This is a genomic window from Sandaracinus amylolyticus (assembly GCF_000737325.1).
GTDB lineage: Bacteria > Myxococcota_A > Polyangia > Polyangiales > Sandaracinaceae > Sandaracinus > Sandaracinus amylolyticus.
In genome coordinates, this window is record NZ_CP011125.1 from 2,562,005 (window position 1) to 2,578,737 (window position 16,733).

Sequence of the window (16,733 nt, forward strand, 5' to 3'; positions counted from 1 at the left end):
ACACGCGGCGCTCAGTCGACACGCGGCGCTCAGTCGACATAGCCGAGGGCGCGCAGGCGCGCCTCGGTGCGCGCGAGATCGCCGCTCGATCCCCGCTCGCTGCGGTCGACGGCGGGCAGCTCGCGCGACGGAGCCGCGCCGCGCACCAACGCCTCGCGCAGCACACGCCCGGCGAGCTCGGCGCCCGGACGCACGTCGAGCCGCGCGAGCAGCGTCGCGGTCGCGTCGGCGATGCGCGCGTCGATCTCGCCGGCCGCGCGCACCCGCGGTCCCGCCGCGACGAAGAGGCCGCGCGCGCGATGGCTCCCCGGGAGCGATCGACCCTTGCGCCCGAGGTGCTCGCTCGGCGCGAGCTTGCGGAACGCGCCGGTGCCGGGCGGTGCGCTCGCCGACGGCAAGAGGTTCCACGAGTGCCCCCGATCGAGCGCGAGCTCGAGCAGCAGATCGGGCGCGCGGAACACGAAGGGCCCACGATAGAGCTCCTCGCGCGACCACACGTTCGTGATCACGCGCTCACCGGTCCACGGATCGCGCAGCGCCTCCGCGAGCGACTCGACGCGCGCGCGCAGCGCGGGGACCTCGCGCGGATCGACGACGCCCTCGGGCTCGCGCCCGCGCAGGTTGAAGTGCAGCGCCGGGAAGTAGTTGAGCTCGTCGGAGAACACGCGCGTCCGCGCGAAGTCGATCGCGCCGAAGCGCGCGCGCGACTCGAGCCGACCCGGCAGCGCCTGGCCCATCGCGCGGAACACGAGGTCGCGCCCGCGCGGGCCGAGCACGCCGAGGCCGAGGTCCTTGATGCGCGCGACCGGGCTCGTGCCCTCGTGACCGGGCCGGAACGCGAGCAGCCCCGCCTCCGCGAGCGCGCGGTTCAGATACAGAACCTTGTCCGAGGCACCGCCCGATCCGTGATCGCTCACGATCGTGATCTCGACGCCCTCACCGGCGCGCGCGACGAGCGAGCCCACCGCGCGATCGAGCGCTTCGTACACCCGCGCGAGCCCGGTGCGCGCCTCGTCCGACACGCGATCGGGATGCCGCGGCGAGCTCGGATCGTGATGCGCCCAGAGGTGGTGCGACGCGGTGTCGCTCTCGCCGAAGTAGATCGCGAAGAGGTCCCACGCGCGCCGCTCGAGCATCCACGTCGCGAGCGCGACGCGCTCGTCGATGCGCGCGACGAGCTTGCCCGCGAGCGCGTCGTGCCAGCCCGGACGATCGGCATCGAACTCGTCCACGTCGCCCCAGCGGATCGCGCCGAAGCGCGCGCGCACCTCGCTCCACAGCGAAGGCGGCCACACGAACGAGCGATCCGCCTCGAACGCGACCGGCGAGTCCCAGCCGCTCACGAACGCGCCGTGCTCGAGGCGCTCGGGCGGCCACGTCGCGGGGAAGCCCAGCACCGCGCACGCCATGCCGAGGCGATCGAGGCGCGCCGCGATCGTCGGGGCCTCGCGCACCGTGCCGCCGGCGAACCGCACGCTCGTCCCGTCGCGCACCGTGAAGTCGAACACGCCGTGCCCGCCGGGGTCGACGCCGGTGAGGAACGTCGTCCAGTTGGGCAGCGTCGCGGGCGGCATCACGCTGCGCAGGCGCGCCCACGCGCCGCGCGCCATGAGCGCGTGCAGGTGCGGCAGGCGCGACGCGCCGAGCGCCGTGATCACGTCCACGTCGGCGCCGTCGAGCCCGATCACCAGCGCACGCGTGCTCATCGCAGCCTCCTCAGATCACCGCCGAGCCAGCCCTCGGGCACGTCCACGCCGGAGAGCCGCAGCGCGCTCACGCCGACGTCGTGGATCGATGCGCCCTCGACGCGTCCCGCGCGCGGCACCTCGGGCCCGGCGAGCACGAACATGCCGTCCCAGTCGTGGTTGCATCCATCCGCGCCACGACCGCGCGACGCGCCCGCTTCGTCGGGACCCGCGAACACGCGCCCGGTGCCCACCTCGCCGAGCGCGCGACGATCGAGATCGTCGAGGAACACCATGAGGTCGGGCGGCGTGCCGTTCGTCGCGCGGTACTCGCGCGAAGGGCGCACCACGCGGTTGCGCATCGCGCGCCCGTGCTCGTCGCGCATCGATACGAGCGCATCCTCGAGCGCATCCAGCGAGCTCGCCTCGTCGCGCGGATCGATCGCGCCGTCGGGGAAGCGCCCCGCGACGTTGAGCACCACGCGCGCGAAGTACCCGCCCTCGGCCCACGCGCGGGTGCGCGGCCAGTCGACGTCCGCGTGCTCGATCGTGCACGGCGCGTCGGGCTCGCGCCGCAGCACGAGCCATCCCTCGCGGCGCAGCCACTCGTTCAGGTACACGCCGCCGCGCAGCGGGCGCGCGCCGTGATCGCTCACGAGCATCACGGTGACGTCGCGCCCCGCGCGCTCCATCAGCCGTCCGATGCGCGCGTCGAGGAACGCGTAGAAGTCGCGCGCGTCGCGCACCCGCGGCGAGCTCGGATCGTGCCGCGGATCGCTGGGATCGAGCGCGGGCCACATCGCGTGGTGCAGTCGATCGGTGCCCATCTCGACCATCATCAAGAGGTCGGGGCGCTGCGTCGCGAGCACGTGCTCGGCGACGTCGAAGTGCTGCGTCGCCGCGTCGTGCAGCGCGTCGATCAGCGCGTCGTCGCTCTGGTCCGAATGGGACGCGGTGCCGTGCGGCACGTCGGGCGTGTGCGGGCCGAAGCGCGCCGCGAGCTCGGCGCCGAGCGACGTGGGCCAGGTGTGCGCCTCGTCGGCGCCCGGCGTGAGCAGGCACGAGACCATCGTGCCGTTCACGATCTCGCGCGGCGGCCAGGTCGGCGGCACGTACAGCGCAGCGCTGCGACGTCCCGCCGCGCCGAGCACGTCCCACACGCGCGGCGCGCGCACGTCGTCGGCGGTCGCGACGCGCAGCGCGCGCGAGCCCGGCACGCGGTTGCGGAAGCCGTAGATGCCGAGCTCGCCGGGATCGCGCCCCGAGACCATGCACGCCCACGCCGGCATCGTGATCGGCGGCACCGTCGAGCGGAGCGCGCCGTAGGTCCCGCGCGCACGCAAGGAGCCGATCACCGGCAGGTGTGCGTGCAGTCGATCGAAGACGAGCGCAGGCGGCGCGCAGTCGAGGCCGAGGACCAGGAGCACGCGGCGGCCTACCACGTCCTCCACGCCTCCGGGAGCCCGATCGAGCGCCCGCGCGATGGGATCTTCCGCACCCGGGCATGCAGGCAGGAGGAGCTGCCGATCCCGGCGGTCCGGGCGCTCGCGTCGGAAATCGGCGAGAGCGTGCAGCTTTCCGTTATCCTCGTCCGGTCGGAGCCCGTTCCTCCCGATGAACTCGCCGAGCAAGCGCGCCGCGCCTCTCACCCGGTCCGGCGACGATCGTCCGACCGTGCTCCTCGTCGGAGGCGGCGATCGGATGCAGGAGGCGCTCGCGAGCGCGCTCGAGCGGCACGCGGTCTCGGTGGAGCAGGCGAGCACGCCGAGCGCGGTCGACGCCGTGTTCGTCGGCGCGCCCGATCTCGTGATGTTGCTCGGCGACGCAGCCGACGACGACGGCAGCGCGGTGCTCGCGCGGCTCGCGGCGAACGTCGCGACCGCGGTGGTCCCGGTCGCGATCCTCGGCGGCGACGCGGCGCTCGATCGCAGGCTGCAGGCGTTCCGCTTCGGCGCGGTCGCGGTGGTCGAGCGCAGCGCGAGCGTCGACGCGATGGCGCGTCGCATCGCGGAGCTCGCGCACGAGCTGCCGGAGCGCTCCGGCGAGACCGCGGGTGAGCTCGGCGAGGCGAGCCTCGACGAGGTCGTCGAGCTCTTCTCGCGCCGGCTGCGCAGCGGGATCCTCGCGGTGACCACGCCGGGCACCGAAGAGGGCGCGCGCATCGTGCTGCGCGGGGATCGCCCGGTGACCGAGGCGATCGAGGAGTTCGTGCAGCGCATCCGCCCGCTGGTGAGCCGCGCGGAGCCGCTGGTCTGGGAGTTCCAGGAGTCGCCGACGGGCAAGCTACGCCAGCTCGATCTCGGCGAGCCCTCGGGCGAGATCGATCTCGGCGCGGTGTTCGGTGATCGCCGCATCGTGCTCGTCGAGCGCAGCCCGGCGCGCGCGGACGACCTCGTGCAGTCGCTGCGTCAGCGCGGCGCGCACGTCGTGGTGATCGACGGCGAGGGCACGAACGTCGCGAAGGCGCGCTCGATCGATCCCGACGTCGTGGTGGTCGACGTCGACGGAGTCGGCGGCTGGGCCGCGAGCACGATGCGCACGATCCGGCGCGACACGCGGCTGCGCTGGGCGTCGCTGCTCGTCGTGCGCGCGCAGGAGCTGTGGCCCGAGAGCGCGCCCGAGCCCGACGTGGTGCGGCTCGCGGCCGGTCTGCGCCCGCTGATCGAAGCGGACGACGCGATCGCACGGCGCGCGCGCGACGCGAAGACGCCGTTCGAGCTGCGCATGGAGACGACGGGCCCGGCGCGCATGCTGCGCGCGCTGGCGCGCACGCAGCGCACGCTGCACCTGACGGTGCGGCACCGCCGCGCGCAGATCGCGATCGACGTCGCGGAGGGTCTGCTGGTCGGCGCGAGCGCGAAGCTCGAGGGCGCGACGCCGAGTGCCGAGAAGACGGAAGTGCTGGGCGCGACGGCGCTCGCGGCGCTGCTCGCGCTGGGCTCGGGGCGCGTGCGCGTCGAGCCGCGCACCGCGCCGTCGCTCGCGAACCTGATGGCCCCCGTCGACGCGGCGATCGCGGCGGCGGATCGCGAGACGCCGCCGCTACGTCCCTCGCTGCCGCCCGCGAGCATGCCGCCGCCTGCGACGCCCGGCGCGATGGGGCGACCGCTCGGGATCACGGTGCCGCGCCCGCCCGGCGCGCCTGCACTGCACGTCCCGCCGCCCGCGGCGGCGCCGGCAGTCGCGAGCACGGCGCGGTCGAGCGATCCGCGCGAGCTGGTGCAGCAGCTCGAGTCCCTGCTCGACAAGCTGCGCGCGACGCTGCCCCTCGACGTCGCCGCGCCCAGCGGCGCCCCGGCGGCTCCCACCCGCGCGGCGGCCGCGCCCGCGCCGGCATCGATCGCCGCGCCCGCACCGGCCGCGCCGGCACCGGCATCGATCGCTGCGCCCGCAACGCCGGCACCGCGGTCGATCGCTGCGCCCGCACCCGCAGCGGCATCGATCGCGCCTGCCGAGGCACCGCCTGCTGCGCTCAGCGCGGCGCCCCGCCCTCGCACCGCGGCGAACGCGCCCGCGCCCGGCTTCACCCGCGCGAAGAAGAAGACGATCGTCGGCCTCGCGCCGCCCTCGTCGCCGCCGCCCGCGCCCGAGCCCGCGGCCGCGCCCGCCGCCGCTCCGACCGCGTCGCTGCGTCCGCCGATCCCGCTCGACGAGATCCTCGGCGAGGAGCCGACGCGCGAGGTCGCGCCGCTCGAGATCAACGCGCTCGCCGCGGCCGCGCGCGCGGGGCTCGCGCCCGTCGATCCCCGCCACGTGCCGGAGCCGCTGCCCACGACGCGCGCGCAGCCGAAGAGCGCGCTTCCCGCGCCGAAGCTCTCGGTGACCGAGCTCGCCGCGGTCCCGAGCCCGACGCGCGCCGTGCCCCCGCCCGCGATGCCCGAGCCCGAAGCGCTCGCGTCGACGCCGGAGCCGCCCGCGCACGCGCCGTCGCCGAGCACCGCGCCGGAGCGCTCGGTCGAGATCGATCCGTCGTTCGATCTCGACGTCGCGCTCGCGCAGCTCCCGAGCGTGCCGCCCTCGGCCGGCGCCGAGCCGATCGAGCTCGCGCCGCAGCCCACGTCGGCGGCGCCTCCGTACTCGCCGGTGTCGGCCGCCGCGCCGAGCCTCGCGCCGGTGCCCGCGATCCCGACCCCGCGTCTGCCATCGGAGGAGACGACGCTGATGCCGGCGCGACGCAAGCGCGCGCCGTCGATCCTGCTCGCGCCCTTCGCGCTCGTCCTCGTGCTCGCGATCGTGAGCCTCGGCGCGTACGTCGCGTACGCGCGCGGCCTCATCGGCGCGACCGCGGCGGAGCCCACGCAGCAGCTCCCGGTCGTCACGGCGCGCCCGACCGAGCTCGCGGGCGTGCGTCCGACCGCGACGACGTCGGCGCCCGTCACGCCGCCGCCCGACCCCGAGGTCGAGGCCGAGATCGCCACGCCGCCGGTGGTGATCGAGCCCGAGGTCGAACCCGAGGTCGAAGTCGAGCTCGAACCCGCGACCGAGCCCGAGCCCGACGTCGAGGCCGGGGCAGACGTCGACCCCGAGCCCGAGGGCGAGCAGCGCTCGCCGACGGACCAGCTGATCGCGCGCGCGAATTTCCGGCGCAACAACGGCGAGCTGCAGGCCGCCGAGGGCGACTACCTGCGCGTGCTGCGCACCGATCCGCGCAACGCGCGCGCGATCGCGGGTCTGGTCCGGCTGCACATGGCGCGTCGCGACGCGCGCGCTGCGACGCAGTGGGCGCGCCGTCTCGTCGCAGCACGCCCGAACCTTCCCGCGAACCACGTGCTGCTCGGGGACGCGCTGATGCTCGGTGGTGATCGCGACGGCGCACGCCGCGCGTGGCAGCACGCGCTCCAGATCAGCCCGGGCTTCCGCGACGCGCGCCGCCGCCTCGGCGAGTGATCGAGCGCGCCGGTCAGCGCGGCTTGTGGCGCGCGACGATGCGATCACGCCACGCCAGCAGATCCTCGTGCTCGCGCGCGAGCGTCTCGTCGGTCCACGCCGCGCGCGTCGCCTCGCCGAGCGGCGCGAGGTGCTCCGACGGACGCACGACCTGCAGCGCCGCCGCCATCGCGACGTCCGCGAAGCTCGGCTCGCCGATCACGTGCTCGCCGCGCTCGAGCGCCTCGCGCAGCTTGCGGAGCGTCCATCGGATCGTGCCGCGATCCTGCTCCGCCTCCTCGGCGCGCACCCCGTGCTTGCGCACGAGGTACCTCAGCGTCGCGTCGGCCGCGGGCAGCGACGCGCGCCGGAGCGCACGCGGGATCCACGGCGGCATGCTCTCCTCGAGCGCGCTCGGGCTCTTCTGCATGCGCGGGGTGAGCAGCGCGCGCCCTGCGCGCATCACCACGTCGGAGAGCCCGGTCCAGTGCACGACGTCGGCCTCGCGCCCCTCGGGGAAGAGCGGCGTGCCGCTCCCGACGCGGTCCGCGTGGCGCGCGATCGCGACCGACTCGCGCACCACGAGCGTGCCCTCGAACAGCACCGGCACGGTGACCGCGCCGCGCGGCCAGCCCATGCGCGCGCGCAGCACGGGCTCGCCCAGCATCGGCGTGTAGATCTCGTACTCGTACTCGAGCGCGTGGTGATCGAGCGCCCAGCGCGCTTGGATCGACCAGGGCGAGTAGGGCATCGCGACGAGCCGGCGCATGGCGCGCGGACTCTATCGCAATCTCCGCTCGCGTGAGAGATCGCGCCGCAACGCCCGGACGAGCGTGGTACCGCGGCGTTCGGAGGACGAGGCGGATGAGCGAGATCGCGAAGGTGGTGGTGGTCGGCGCGGGCACGATGGGCCACGGCATCGCGCAGGTCTGCGCGCAGAGCGGTCTGCGCGTGACGCTCACCGACGTCAGCGAGGGCGCAGTCGCCAAGGGCGTGAGCGCGATCGACAAGAGCCTCGAGCGCATGGTGCAGAAGGGCAAGCTCGCCGCCGAAGCGCGCGAGCGCGCGCGCGCCGCGATCGCCACCTCCACCGATCCCGCGGGCGCGAGCGCCGACGCCGATCTCGTGATCGAGGCCGTGCCCGAGAACATGGCGCTGAAGCTCGATCTCTTCCGCGCGATCTCGGCGCGCGCGCCCTCGCACACGATCTTCGGCACCAACACCTCATCGCTCAGCGTCACCGAGATCGCGGGCGCGACGAACGATGCGGCGCGCGTGATCGGCCTCCACTTCTTCAACCCGGTGCCGGTGATGGAGCTGCTCGAGATCGTGCGCGGCCTCGGCACGAGCGACGCGACGACCGACGCGGCGCGCGCGTTCGCGTCGCGCATCGGCAAGCGCCCGATCGTCGTGAAGGACTCGCCCGGATTCGCGACGAGCCGCCTCGGCGTGATCCTCGGCTGCGAAGCGATCCGCATGCTCGAGACCGGCGTGGCGAGCGCGGAGGACATCGACGCCGCGATGGAGCTCGGCTACCGCCACCCGATGGGCCCGCTGCGCCTGACCGATCTCGTCGGGCTCGACGTGCGCCTCGCGATCCTCGAGCACCTGCACCGCGAGCTCGGCGAGCAGTTCCGTCCGCCGGCGCTGCTGCGCCAGATGGTGCGCGCGGGGCGCCTCGGGAAGAAGGTCGGCCGCGGCTTCTACGAGTATCCGGCCGACGAGAAGAAGTGAGCCGGGCTCATTTCCGTCGGGCGTCGATCGATCCGCTCGCTCCGTTCCTCACAGGACCCTCGTTGCGCTCGCACGCGTGACGCTTCTATCGTCGTCGGATGCCTCGCTCTCGACGTTCGCGAGCGCTCGTCGTCGCCGCGTGCGCGCTCGCGCTCGGATGCGTCGGCGAGCTCGACGCGGGCGCGGCGGGCCCGGCGCCGCCCCAGGCGTGTGATCCAGGCACGATCGGTGCGCCGGTGCCGATGCGTCGCCTCACCGCGGAGCAGGTCGAGCGCACCGTGCGCGACGTGCTCGAGCTGCCGGCGAGCGAGCCGCTCGCGGTGCCCGACGAGCGGCTCTTCCACTACCGGAGCAACATCTCGAGCGCGATCGACGTCGCGATGGCGCGCGGCTACCTCGACTTCGCGGAGTCGAGCGCGTCGCGCGCGGACGTCTCGCGCTGCTCGTCGAGCGATGCATGCCTCGGGTGGCTGCTCGACGACGTGGGACTGCGCCTCTTCCGCAGGCCGCTGCGCGACGACGAGCGCGCGCGGTACGGCGCGCTCTACGCGGACGCGAGCACGCACGTGGGCGCGACCGAGGGCGCGCGCTGGGTGCTCGAGGCGATGCTCCAGAGCCCGACGTTCCTCTACCTCGACGAGGGCACCGACGAAGACGGGCTGCTCGACGATCACGCGCTCGCGTCGCGCCTCGCGCTGACGCTCTGGGGCGCGGGGCCCGATCGCGAGCTGCTCGACGTCGCGGCCGCCGGCGGCCTCTCGAGCGCGGAGGACGTGCGCGCGCAGGCGGAGCGAATGCTCGACGATCCGCGCAGCGAAGGCGGGCTCTCCGACTTCGTCGATCAGTGGCTCGAGCTGCATCGCCTCGACAGCACCAGCGCGCGACCCGACATCGCCGCGCTCGGTCCCGACGTGCTCGCGGCGCTGCGCAGTGAGCCCTCCGCGTTCTTCCGCGACGCGGTGGTCGGCGGCCGGGGGCTGCGCGCGCTGCTCACGTCGAGCGAGACGCCGTCCTTCGACGCGCTCGCGTCGATCTACGGCGACGACGTCGTCGAGGAGCGCGACGGAACGCGCGTGCTCGATCCCGAGTGGCGCGCCGGCATCCTCACGCTGCCCGGCGTGCAGGCTGCGCTCTCCCATGCCGAGTCGACGTCGCCGACGCTGCGCGGCTACGCGGTGCTCGCGGGCTTCCTCTGCACGCCGCCGGGCCCGCCGCCCGCGGGCGTGAGCGTCACGCTGCCGCCGCCGATGCCGGGCGCGACCACGCGCGAGCGCCTCGAGCTGCACTTCAGCAACGAGACGTGCGGCGCGTGCCACCGCACCATGGACGGGATCGGCTTCGCGTTCGAGCGCTACGACTGGCTCGGGCGCTCGCGCGATCACGAGGGCGATCGCGAGATCGACGACACCGGCACGTTCGCGCTGGGCGGCCGCGAGATCACCGTCGACGGCGCGATCGAGCTCGCCGATCACATGGCCGACGACGCCGCGGTCGCGCAGTGCATCGCGCGGCAGTGGACGCAGTACGCGACGGGCATCCCGACGACGAGCGCGACCTCGTGCCTCGTCGACGGCATGGCGCGCGACCTGCGCGGCGACACTGGGCTCCGCGAGATGATCCTCGCGCAGGTGACGTCGGACTGGTTCCGTCGTGGAGGCGAGGCGCGATGATGCGCATCACGCGACGCCGCGCCCTCGCGGCGCTGGGCATCGGAGGCGGCGCGGCCGCGCTCTTCCCGTGGCTCGCACGTCGCGCGCTCGCGGGCGGCGCGCCGCGACGGCTGGTCCTCTTCTTCACGCCGCACGGCACGGTGTGGGATCGCTGGCGCCCGACGGGCGGCGAGACCGACTTCGCGTTCTCGCCGATCCTCGCGCCGATCGAGCGCCACCGCGAGCGCCTCGTGATCGTCGACGGCGTGCGGATGGAGAGCGGCACCGAGTACTACATCCCGCACACGTACACGATGCCGCTCCTCTGGACCGGCTCGCCGATCGACACGAGCGCCGGGATGTTCTGCCGCGACGATCACGGCGGTCGGTGCTTCGGCTGGAACACCGGCGTCTCCGTCGATCAGCACATCGCGTCGCGCCTGCCCTCGACGACGCCGTACCGCACGATCGAGCTCGGCTTCCGCTGCGGCGGCGCGCACCCCGCGTCGCGCATGATCTACACCGGCGCGTCGATGCCGAAGACGCCGGTCGACGATCCGCGCCGTGCGTGGACGACGCTCTTCGGGTCGGTGATGACCGACGCCGACGCGATCCGCCGTCGCAGCGTGCTCGACACGGTGCACAAGGACTTCGCGACGCGGCGCGCGCGGCTCTCGAGCTCGGATCGTGCGCGCCTCGACGCGCATGCGAGCGCGCTCGAGGAGCTCGAGCGCACGCTGGTCCCGCCGAGCGCGGTCTGCGATCGACCGACGGAGCCCACGTTCGACGACGAGACCGCGATCGATCGCCAGTCCGATCTGCTCGCGGCGGCGCTCGGATGCGGGCTCACCGACGTCGCGAGCTTCCAGCTGCGCATCGCCGACAACGACAACAGCCTCTACCCCTGGACCGGCCTCGCGAGCGGCGGGCATCACACGCTGAGCCACGACTCGGGACCCGACGCGCAGGCGACGCTCGCGGCGCTCTACACCTGGTACAGCGACCGCTTCGCGTACCTGCTCGATCGGCTCGCGGCGACGCCCGACGTCGACGGCACGTCGGTGCTCGACAACACGCTGGTGATCTGGGGCAGCGAGCTCGGTCGCGCGTGGGATCACGACATCAGCAACATCCCGTTCGTCCTCGCGGGCGGCGCGGTGCGCGGCGGTCGGTACCTGCGCGTGAGCGACATGCAGCTCAACCGCGTGCTGGTCACGGCGTGCCACGCGATGGGCCTGAACGACGTCGAGACCTACGGCTCGCTCGATCGCGGCGCGGGCGCGCTGCCCGGCGTGCTCGGCGCGTAGGGCGGCTCGAGCGAGCCCACGCGCAGCGCCTCGGGCAGCGCGGGCAGCGCGAGATCGCTGCGCGCCCACACGTCGTAGTAGCGCTGGTGGTGCTGCCGCACGCGGCCGAGGAACGTGTACGGCTCGCGCAACGACGCGAACACCGCGCGATCCATCTCGTAGAACGGCGCGCGCGCGTGGGGATCCTCGACGGTGAGCACCACGAGATCGGGCCGCTCGGGCACCACGTCGCGCGGATCGAGATCGCGCCCTCCGGGGTGCGGCTGCGTGAGCGCGCGCGGATGGATCTCGGCGACGTGCACGTGCGCGCCGACGAAGTACGCGAGCACGCCCGCGTCGCGCGTCACGAGCCACGCGCCCTCGGGCAGCTGCGCGCCGAGCGATCGCATCGCGCGTTCCGCCGCGTTGCGGGGCTGGGCGGAGTGCGCGACGTCGGCGGCGCGCACCACGCGTGCCCACGGCGTGACCGGCAGCAGCACGAGGTCCGCCGCGATCACCAGCGCGGTGATGCGCGTCATCGGCAGGCGCACCCGCGCGAGCGCACCGGCGAAGAGCGACCACGCGAGCGCGAGCGGCGCGAGCAGGAGACGCCCGCCCGGCATCCACATGTCGACCGAGAACGCGACCGCGACCAGCAGGATGACCAGCGAGCCCACGGCCGTCGCGGCGACGCGCGCCCCGGTGCGCCACGCGAGCACTTGGCCGAAAAACGCAATTCCGAGCCCGATCATCCAGAATCCGCCATCGGGCCGGAGGTACGCGACGTCGAACGCGAGCCGCTCCGCGAGCGGCTTCCCTGCTTTCGCGGCGAACGTGTTCGGCACGAGCGAGCCGTACTGCACGATCCGGAAGAGCGTGATCGCCGCGAGCGTCACCGCGCCCGCACCGCCGATCGCCCAGTGCTCGGGCTTCGAGATCCCGCGCGCGAGATCGAGCGTCGCGAGCACCGCGACGACCGCCGCGCCCTCGGGCCGAAGCGCGATCGTCGCGATCGCGAAGAGCGCCCCGAGGCCCCGCTGCTCCGCGACCACCGCCCACGTCGTGCCGAGCACCGCCGCGAGGAAGAGGCTGCTCTCGAGCCCGTTGGTCGTGACCACCGCGAGGTGCGGATCGAGCGCGAGCCCGAAGGGCGCGAGCAGCGCGACCGCGGAGACCCGACCATCGCGATCGCGCGCGACCTCGTTCGCGAGGGCGGCGCTGGCGAACACCGAGAGCACGCCGCCGACGAGACCGGCGCTGATCATCGTCGCGTGGAGCGACACGCCGGCGCGCGACGCGAGCGCGAGCATCAGCGTCCACAGCAGGTTCGTGAAGCCTTCGATCGGCGGCTGCCCCGCGTCGTAGACGAGCCCGTGACCGAGCGCGAAGCTGCGCGCGTAGCGCGCGGAGATCCACGCGTCGTCGACGACCGAGGGCGCGGTCGGCCACGCGAGCACGAGCAGCACGGCCGCCGCGAGCAACGTCGCGATCGCGAACGTGCGCTGGGTGATCACGTCCCGCCGCGCGCGACCACGCGGATCGCGTCCTGCCCCGGATCGAGCACCACGACGTCGTCGCGCTCGCGCATCACGCTCGCGCTGGCGCGCACCCCGAGCTCCTCGCGGTACACGCCGGGATGCACCGACCACGCGAGCCCCGGGAGCACCTCGCGCGTGTCGTGGATCTCGAACGCGTCGAACGTGCAGCCCTCGCCCGAGAACGGCACGCGACCGAGGTGGTGCCCGGTGCGGTGCGCGACGTGGCCCGCGTCGCCCGTGCGCGCGAGGACGGCGCGCGCGTGCTCGTCGACCTCGAAGCCGAGCAGTCGTGCGCCGCGCCGTGCGCGCTCGCGCACGAGATCGATCGCGGCCTCGCGCGCCCCGCGTGCCGCGGCGAACGTGCTCGCCGCCTCGCGCGTGACCTCGTCCATCGCGAGGACGATGCCGCGATGCGCGAACGGAGTGGAGCGCTGGTCCTCGCGCGCGACCAGCTCGATCAGCACGACGTCGCGCGGCACGATGCGCCGATCGCGCTCGCCCGAGCGCTGGTGTCGCTCGCGCGCGTGCCGGGCGCTCGTGACGATCGTCGGATGCCCGAGCACGAGCCCGCGCGTCCGGATCGCCTCGTCGGCGCGCGCGCGGATCTCGCTCTCGAGCGGCGTGCGCTGGGTCGCGAGCATCGCGACGAGCTCGGCGTCGACCTCGACGAGCTTCGCGAGGGTGCGCGCGTGGCTCGCGCGCTGCGCCGCGCTCCACGGCGCGAGGAAGCGATTGACGAGGTCCGCGCTCGACACGACGCGCGGTCCGTAGCTGCGCACGAGCTCGACGGTGCCCGCGTCGACGCGCGAGAGATCGGGATTGCCCCCGATGTCCTGGTGCTCCATCGCGATCGCGCCGCGGCGCGGGAGCGTCCGCTCGAGCTGCGCGCGCAGCGAGCCCCACGCGTCGTAGCGCAGCTCGTCGCCGGGCAGCTCGCCGAACGACTCGACGTCGATCGCGTGCGCGATCAGCGCGGGCATGCCGTCGGCGGGCACCCAATAGAAGAAGCGGCGCATCGGCGCGACGTGCTCGAGCCCGAGCGCGCGCACGGCGATGCCGTTCTGCCCGCGATGGTCGTAGAGCAGCCAGCCCTCGAGCCGCGCATCGCGCAGCGCGAGCTGGATCTCGCCGAGGCGCGCCGCGATCGTCCCGCCGGTCTCGCTCTCCTCGCCCGCGCTCATCGTCGTCAGGGCACGTGCCCGACGTGCTCGACGCTCACCCGACCGCGTCGATCGAACGTGAGGTCGTAGATGGGAAGACCCTTCGCGAGACGCCCGAGCGTCGCCATGAGGCGCACCTGCGAGAGCGCGCTCATCTCCGTGAGCAGCGCCTCGCGACGGCTCGCGTCGATCGGCACGAGATCGCCCTGCTCGCAGAGGAAGCTCGCCGTCTCGAGGCGCAGCGCGTCCACGACCTGCGGGTGGTTCACGAACATCTGCGTGCCCATGCCCTTCGGCGACACCAGCGGGACCGGCGTGTACGAGCGCAGCTCGTCGTGCACGCGCACGTTCACGACGGCGCCCTCCTGATGACCGCCGGGGAGCGGCACGAACTCGACGTCGGCCGCGCCGTTCCAGCGCAGTCGATGGAACGCGCGCAGCACGTCGCGCACGAGCTGCGGGCGCGCCTCGTATTGGGCGTGCTCCTGCATCATCAGCTTGAGGTGCCCGCACCCTACGTGCGGCGGCTGCACCGAGTACTCGAGCAGGAGCTCGCGCACCGGCTCGGGCGGACGCTCGAAGAACCGGCGCCACTGCATCGTCTCGTCGATGCCGTCGAGCGCTTCGTCGAACCGGCGATCGCCGCGCAGCGCCGCGATCATCGTGTTCGCTGCGTGCACGTCGCCGTGCATGTAGAAGCGGCCGAAGGTGTCGACGCGGCGCGCGAGCAGCTCCGCCACCTCACCGGCGCGTAGCTCGCGCCCGATGACGCGCTCGAGCGCGTGCAGCGCGAGCAGCAGCTCGCCGGAGTCGCCGCCCGGCGTGCCGATCACGCCGGTCTCGTCGCGCCCGTCGACGCACGAGAGCCGACCGTGAAGCAGGAGCGACGCCATCTTCACCCAGCGCACGGTGAGCGGATCGCCGACGTGCTCGCGCACCGCGTCGATGCCGAGCGGACCCGGGCGCGCAGGGACGTCGGAGACGTCGCGCAGCACGTCCCGCCGGGCGAGGATCGAGGAGTCGCGCGACACCGCGAAGCCGAGCGAGCGCCACGCGACCATGCCGCCGATCATCGACGCGACGAAGCGCATCCCCGCGACCTCGAGCTCGCGCGCGAGCGGGCCCGAGCGCTCGCCGGCGCGCGAGACGAGGACGATCTTCGCGTCGCGATCGAGGCGCTCGACGAGCGAGCCCACTCGGCTCGCGGGGATCCAGTCGCAGCCCGGGATGTGACCGAGCGGGCCGACGAGCTCGTCGGGCTCGCGCACGTCGATCACGCGCACCGCGCGGCCTTGTCGCGCGACGAACTCGGGCCAGAGCAGCGGAAAGCCGTTCGGCGAGCGCTCGACGCTGGAGATCCAGTTCGCGCGCAGCATGCGCTCCTCGGGGGGCGCGGCGCCGATCGGTGGAACCAGGTGGTCGAGCGCTCCGCTCTCGTTCGCGTCGCTCATCGATCCTCCTGGGGCTCCGCGCTGGCCTCGGGCGGCACGGCCGTCTCGGGCAGCACAGCGGCGGGCTCGGGTAAGGCAGGGCGCGCGCGATCACCGAGCGCGTCGATCGACGCGCGGCGGCTGCGCTCGACGAGCGACTGCACGTGACCTCGCACTTCGTCCTCGAAGCCGCGTCGCACGGACGGCATCTCGAGCGGCTCGCCGATCGACACCCACGCCGGCGTGCGAGGACGCGCGAGGAACGCACGCACGTGCGCGCCGAGGCTGCCGTCGGCGTACTCGTGGCCCGGCGTGTACGCGATGCCCACCGGCACGACGTCGACCTGCAGGCCCGCGGCAGCGCTGAACGCGCCGCCCTTGAACGGACGGACCTCGTCGCCCGCGAAGGTGGTGCCCTCGGGGAACACGATGACGGTGCGCTTCGCCTCGAGCAGCGCGCGCATCTGACGGATCGCGGCGGCCCCACTGCGGCGATCGCCGCGATCGACGAACACGGTGCCGATGCGGTGCGCGCCGCGCCCGACGATCGGCGCGCGCGAGACCTTGTGGTTCGCGAGGAAGTGACCGCCGAAGAGCGAGAGCAGCGTGACGATGTCGAGCGGTGTGCGGTGGTTCGCGACGATCAGCCGACCGCGCTCGGACGAGAGCGAGGGCTCGCCGTGCACGAGCGTGGGATCGAGCCCGACGATGCTGCGCATCCCGCGCGCCCAGCGCAGCTTCCAGTCGTCGATGACCGCGTCACGATCGCGCGAGAAGCGCTCGATGACGCCGGCGCACGAGAGCACCCACGAGGTCCAAGCGGCGACGCGGACGAGGCGCGACTGGCGGCGAATGAGCGTGAGCATCGCTGAGAGGTGGGCATCGTCGCACGGTGAGGCGGGATCGGCGAGGTCTCGGCGCGGGCGCAGGCTCGAGAGCGCGCTCGTCACTCGCGATCACGAAGCGGGCAGGACCTCGATCGGGGCGCTCGCTTCCACCACCAGCGCGCGGCAGTGGCCGGCTTCGCACTCGAAGCCGTCGATGCGCACGCGCATCACCGCGGTGCCCGCGGTGCGCGCGACGATCGGCACGCGGAATCGGAGCTCGCCGCTCGCGTCCTCCGCGTCGCCGCGCGTCAGCCTGCCGCGCACGACCTCGATCGCGCTGCCTTCGCTGCTCGGCGTGATCAGCATCGGGCGACCGGCGCGCTCGCCGGCGCGGACTCGCACGATCACTTCCGCGCGCGCTCCGACCGCGATGCGCGCGGGTGGATCCAGCGCGACCTCGATCGCCGGCGCCGACTGCGCGCGCGCCACGAACGTCGCGATCGAGATCGCGAGCACGAGGGCAGCGGCGAGGGGGCGCACGCGACGGATATACCGCGA

General features: G+C 74.1%; 12 protein-coding genes. 4 read left to right on the top strand and 8 right to left on the bottom strand.

The annotated features are described in order from the left end of the window. Positions 1-29: 29 nt before the first annotated feature. Positions 30-1,706, bottom strand: coding sequence for an alkaline phosphatase family protein (locus tag DB32_RS10755; RefSeq protein ID WP_053232332.1), 1,677 nt, complete (start codon positions 1,704-1,706; stop codon positions 30-32). Continuing rightward, the gene (locus DB32_RS45155) at positions 1,703-3,112 is read right to left on the bottom strand and encodes an alkaline phosphatase family protein (protein WP_169791411.1); all 1,410 of its coding nucleotides are present in this window, start codon (positions 3,110-3,112) and stop codon (positions 1,703-1,705) included. The genes DB32_RS10755 and DB32_RS45155 overlap by 4 nt, the downstream gene beginning before the upstream one ends. A gap of 247 nt (positions 3,113-3,359) precedes the next feature. Between DB32_RS45155 and DB32_RS48115 the strand changes: the two genes are divergently transcribed. Next, a complete protein-coding gene (locus tag DB32_RS48115; protein ID WP_169791412.1) occupies positions 3,360-6,572 on the top strand; it encodes a response regulator in 3,213 nt (1,070 codons plus the stop codon). 13 nt (positions 6,573-6,585) lie between these two features. Here the strand turns inward: DB32_RS48115 and DB32_RS10770 are convergent, their stop codons facing one another. Further along, a complete protein-coding gene (locus tag DB32_RS10770; RefSeq protein WP_053232335.1) occupies positions 6,586-7,320 on the bottom strand; it encodes a glutathione S-transferase family protein in 735 nt (244 codons plus the stop codon). Positions 7,321-7,415: 95 nt separating this feature from the next. Here DB32_RS10770 and DB32_RS10775 point away from each other — a divergent pair, with 95 nt between their 5' ends. The 3 genes from DB32_RS10775 to DB32_RS10785 all read left to right on the top strand — a co-directional run bounded on the left by DB32_RS10775 (position 7,416) and on the right by DB32_RS10785 (position 11,241). Continuing rightward, a complete protein-coding gene (locus DB32_RS10775; RefSeq protein WP_053232336.1) occupies positions 7,416-8,285 on the top strand; it encodes a 3-hydroxyacyl-CoA dehydrogenase family protein in 870 nt (289 codons plus the stop codon). A 98-nt stretch (positions 8,286-8,383) separates the two neighbouring features. Continuing rightward, positions 8,384-9,955 (top strand): DUF1592 domain-containing protein, encoded by a 1,572-nt coding sequence (locus tag DB32_RS10780; RefSeq protein WP_053232337.1) that lies wholly within the window; start codon positions 8,384-8,386, stop codon positions 9,953-9,955. Further along, positions 9,952-11,241 carry a DUF1552 domain-containing protein gene (locus DB32_RS10785; RefSeq protein ID WP_053232338.1) on the top strand — a complete coding sequence of 430 codons (1,290 nt, stop codon included), beginning with the start codon at positions 9,952-9,954 and terminating at the stop codon, positions 11,239-11,241. The genes DB32_RS10780 and DB32_RS10785 overlap by 4 nt, the downstream gene beginning before the upstream one ends. Here DB32_RS10785 and DB32_RS10790 read toward each other — a convergent pair. The 5 genes from DB32_RS10790 to DB32_RS10810 form a co-directional block, all read right to left on the bottom strand. Then, positions 11,187-12,734: a hypothetical protein gene (locus DB32_RS10790; protein ID WP_053232339.1), complete on the bottom strand. Its 1,548-nt coding sequence runs from the start codon at positions 12,732-12,734 to the stop codon at positions 11,187-11,189. The two genes, DB32_RS10785 and DB32_RS10790, sit on opposite strands and share 55 nt — an antisense overlap. Next, entirely contained in the window at positions 12,731-13,939 is a 1,209-nt protein-coding gene (locus tag DB32_RS10795) for a M24 family metallopeptidase (protein WP_053232340.1), read from the bottom strand. The genes DB32_RS10790 and DB32_RS10795 overlap by 4 nt, the downstream gene beginning before the upstream one ends. Positions 13,940-13,944: 5 nt before the next feature. Continuing rightward, on the bottom strand, positions 13,945-15,369 hold the full coding sequence (locus tag DB32_RS10800) for a rhodanese-like domain-containing protein (protein WP_053232341.1): 1,425 nt from the start codon (positions 15,367-15,369) through the stop codon (positions 13,945-13,947). Beyond that, entirely contained in the window at positions 15,366-16,214 is an 849-nt protein-coding gene (locus DB32_RS10805; RefSeq protein WP_157068941.1) for a lysophospholipid acyltransferase family protein, read from the bottom strand. The genes DB32_RS10800 and DB32_RS10805 overlap by 4 nt, the downstream gene beginning before the upstream one ends. 90 nt (positions 16,215-16,304) lie before the next feature. Then, the gene (locus DB32_RS10810) at positions 16,305-16,715 is read right to left on the bottom strand and encodes a hypothetical protein (protein ID WP_157068942.1); all 411 of its coding nucleotides are present in this window, start codon (positions 16,713-16,715) and stop codon (positions 16,305-16,307) included. Positions 16,716-16,733: the final 18 nt, after the last annotated feature.

Bases quoted from the DNA above. Each gene is read 5' to 3' on its own strand.
- DB32_RS10755 (WP_053232332.1), bottom strand. From the start codon at position 1,706: ATGAGCACGCGTGCGCTGGTGATCGGGCTCGACGGCGCCGACGTGGAC.
- DB32_RS10770 (WP_053232335.1), bottom strand. From the start codon at position 7,320: ATGCGCCGGCTCGTCGCGATGCCCTACTCGCCCTGGTCGATCCAAGCG.
- DB32_RS10775 (WP_053232336.1), top strand. From the start codon at position 7,416: ATGAGCGAGATCGCGAAGGTGGTGGTGGTCGGCGCGGGCACGATGGGC.
- DB32_RS10780 (WP_053232337.1), top strand. From the start codon at position 8,384: ATGCCTCGCTCTCGACGTTCGCGAGCGCTCGTCGTCGCCGCGTGCGCG.
- DB32_RS10785 (WP_053232338.1), top strand. From the start codon at position 9,952: ATGATGCGCATCACGCGACGCCGCGCCCTCGCGGCGCTGGGCATCGGA.
- DB32_RS10795 (WP_053232340.1), bottom strand. From the start codon at position 13,939: ATGAGCGCGGGCGAGGAGAGCGAGACCGGCGGGACGATCGCGGCGCGC.
- DB32_RS10800 (WP_053232341.1), bottom strand. From the start codon at position 15,369: ATGAGCGACGCGAACGAGAGCGGAGCGCTCGACCACCTGGTTCCACCG.
- DB32_RS10805 (WP_157068941.1), bottom strand. From the start codon at position 16,214: ATGCTCACGCTCATTCGCCGCCAGTCGCGCCTCGTCCGCGTCGCCGCT.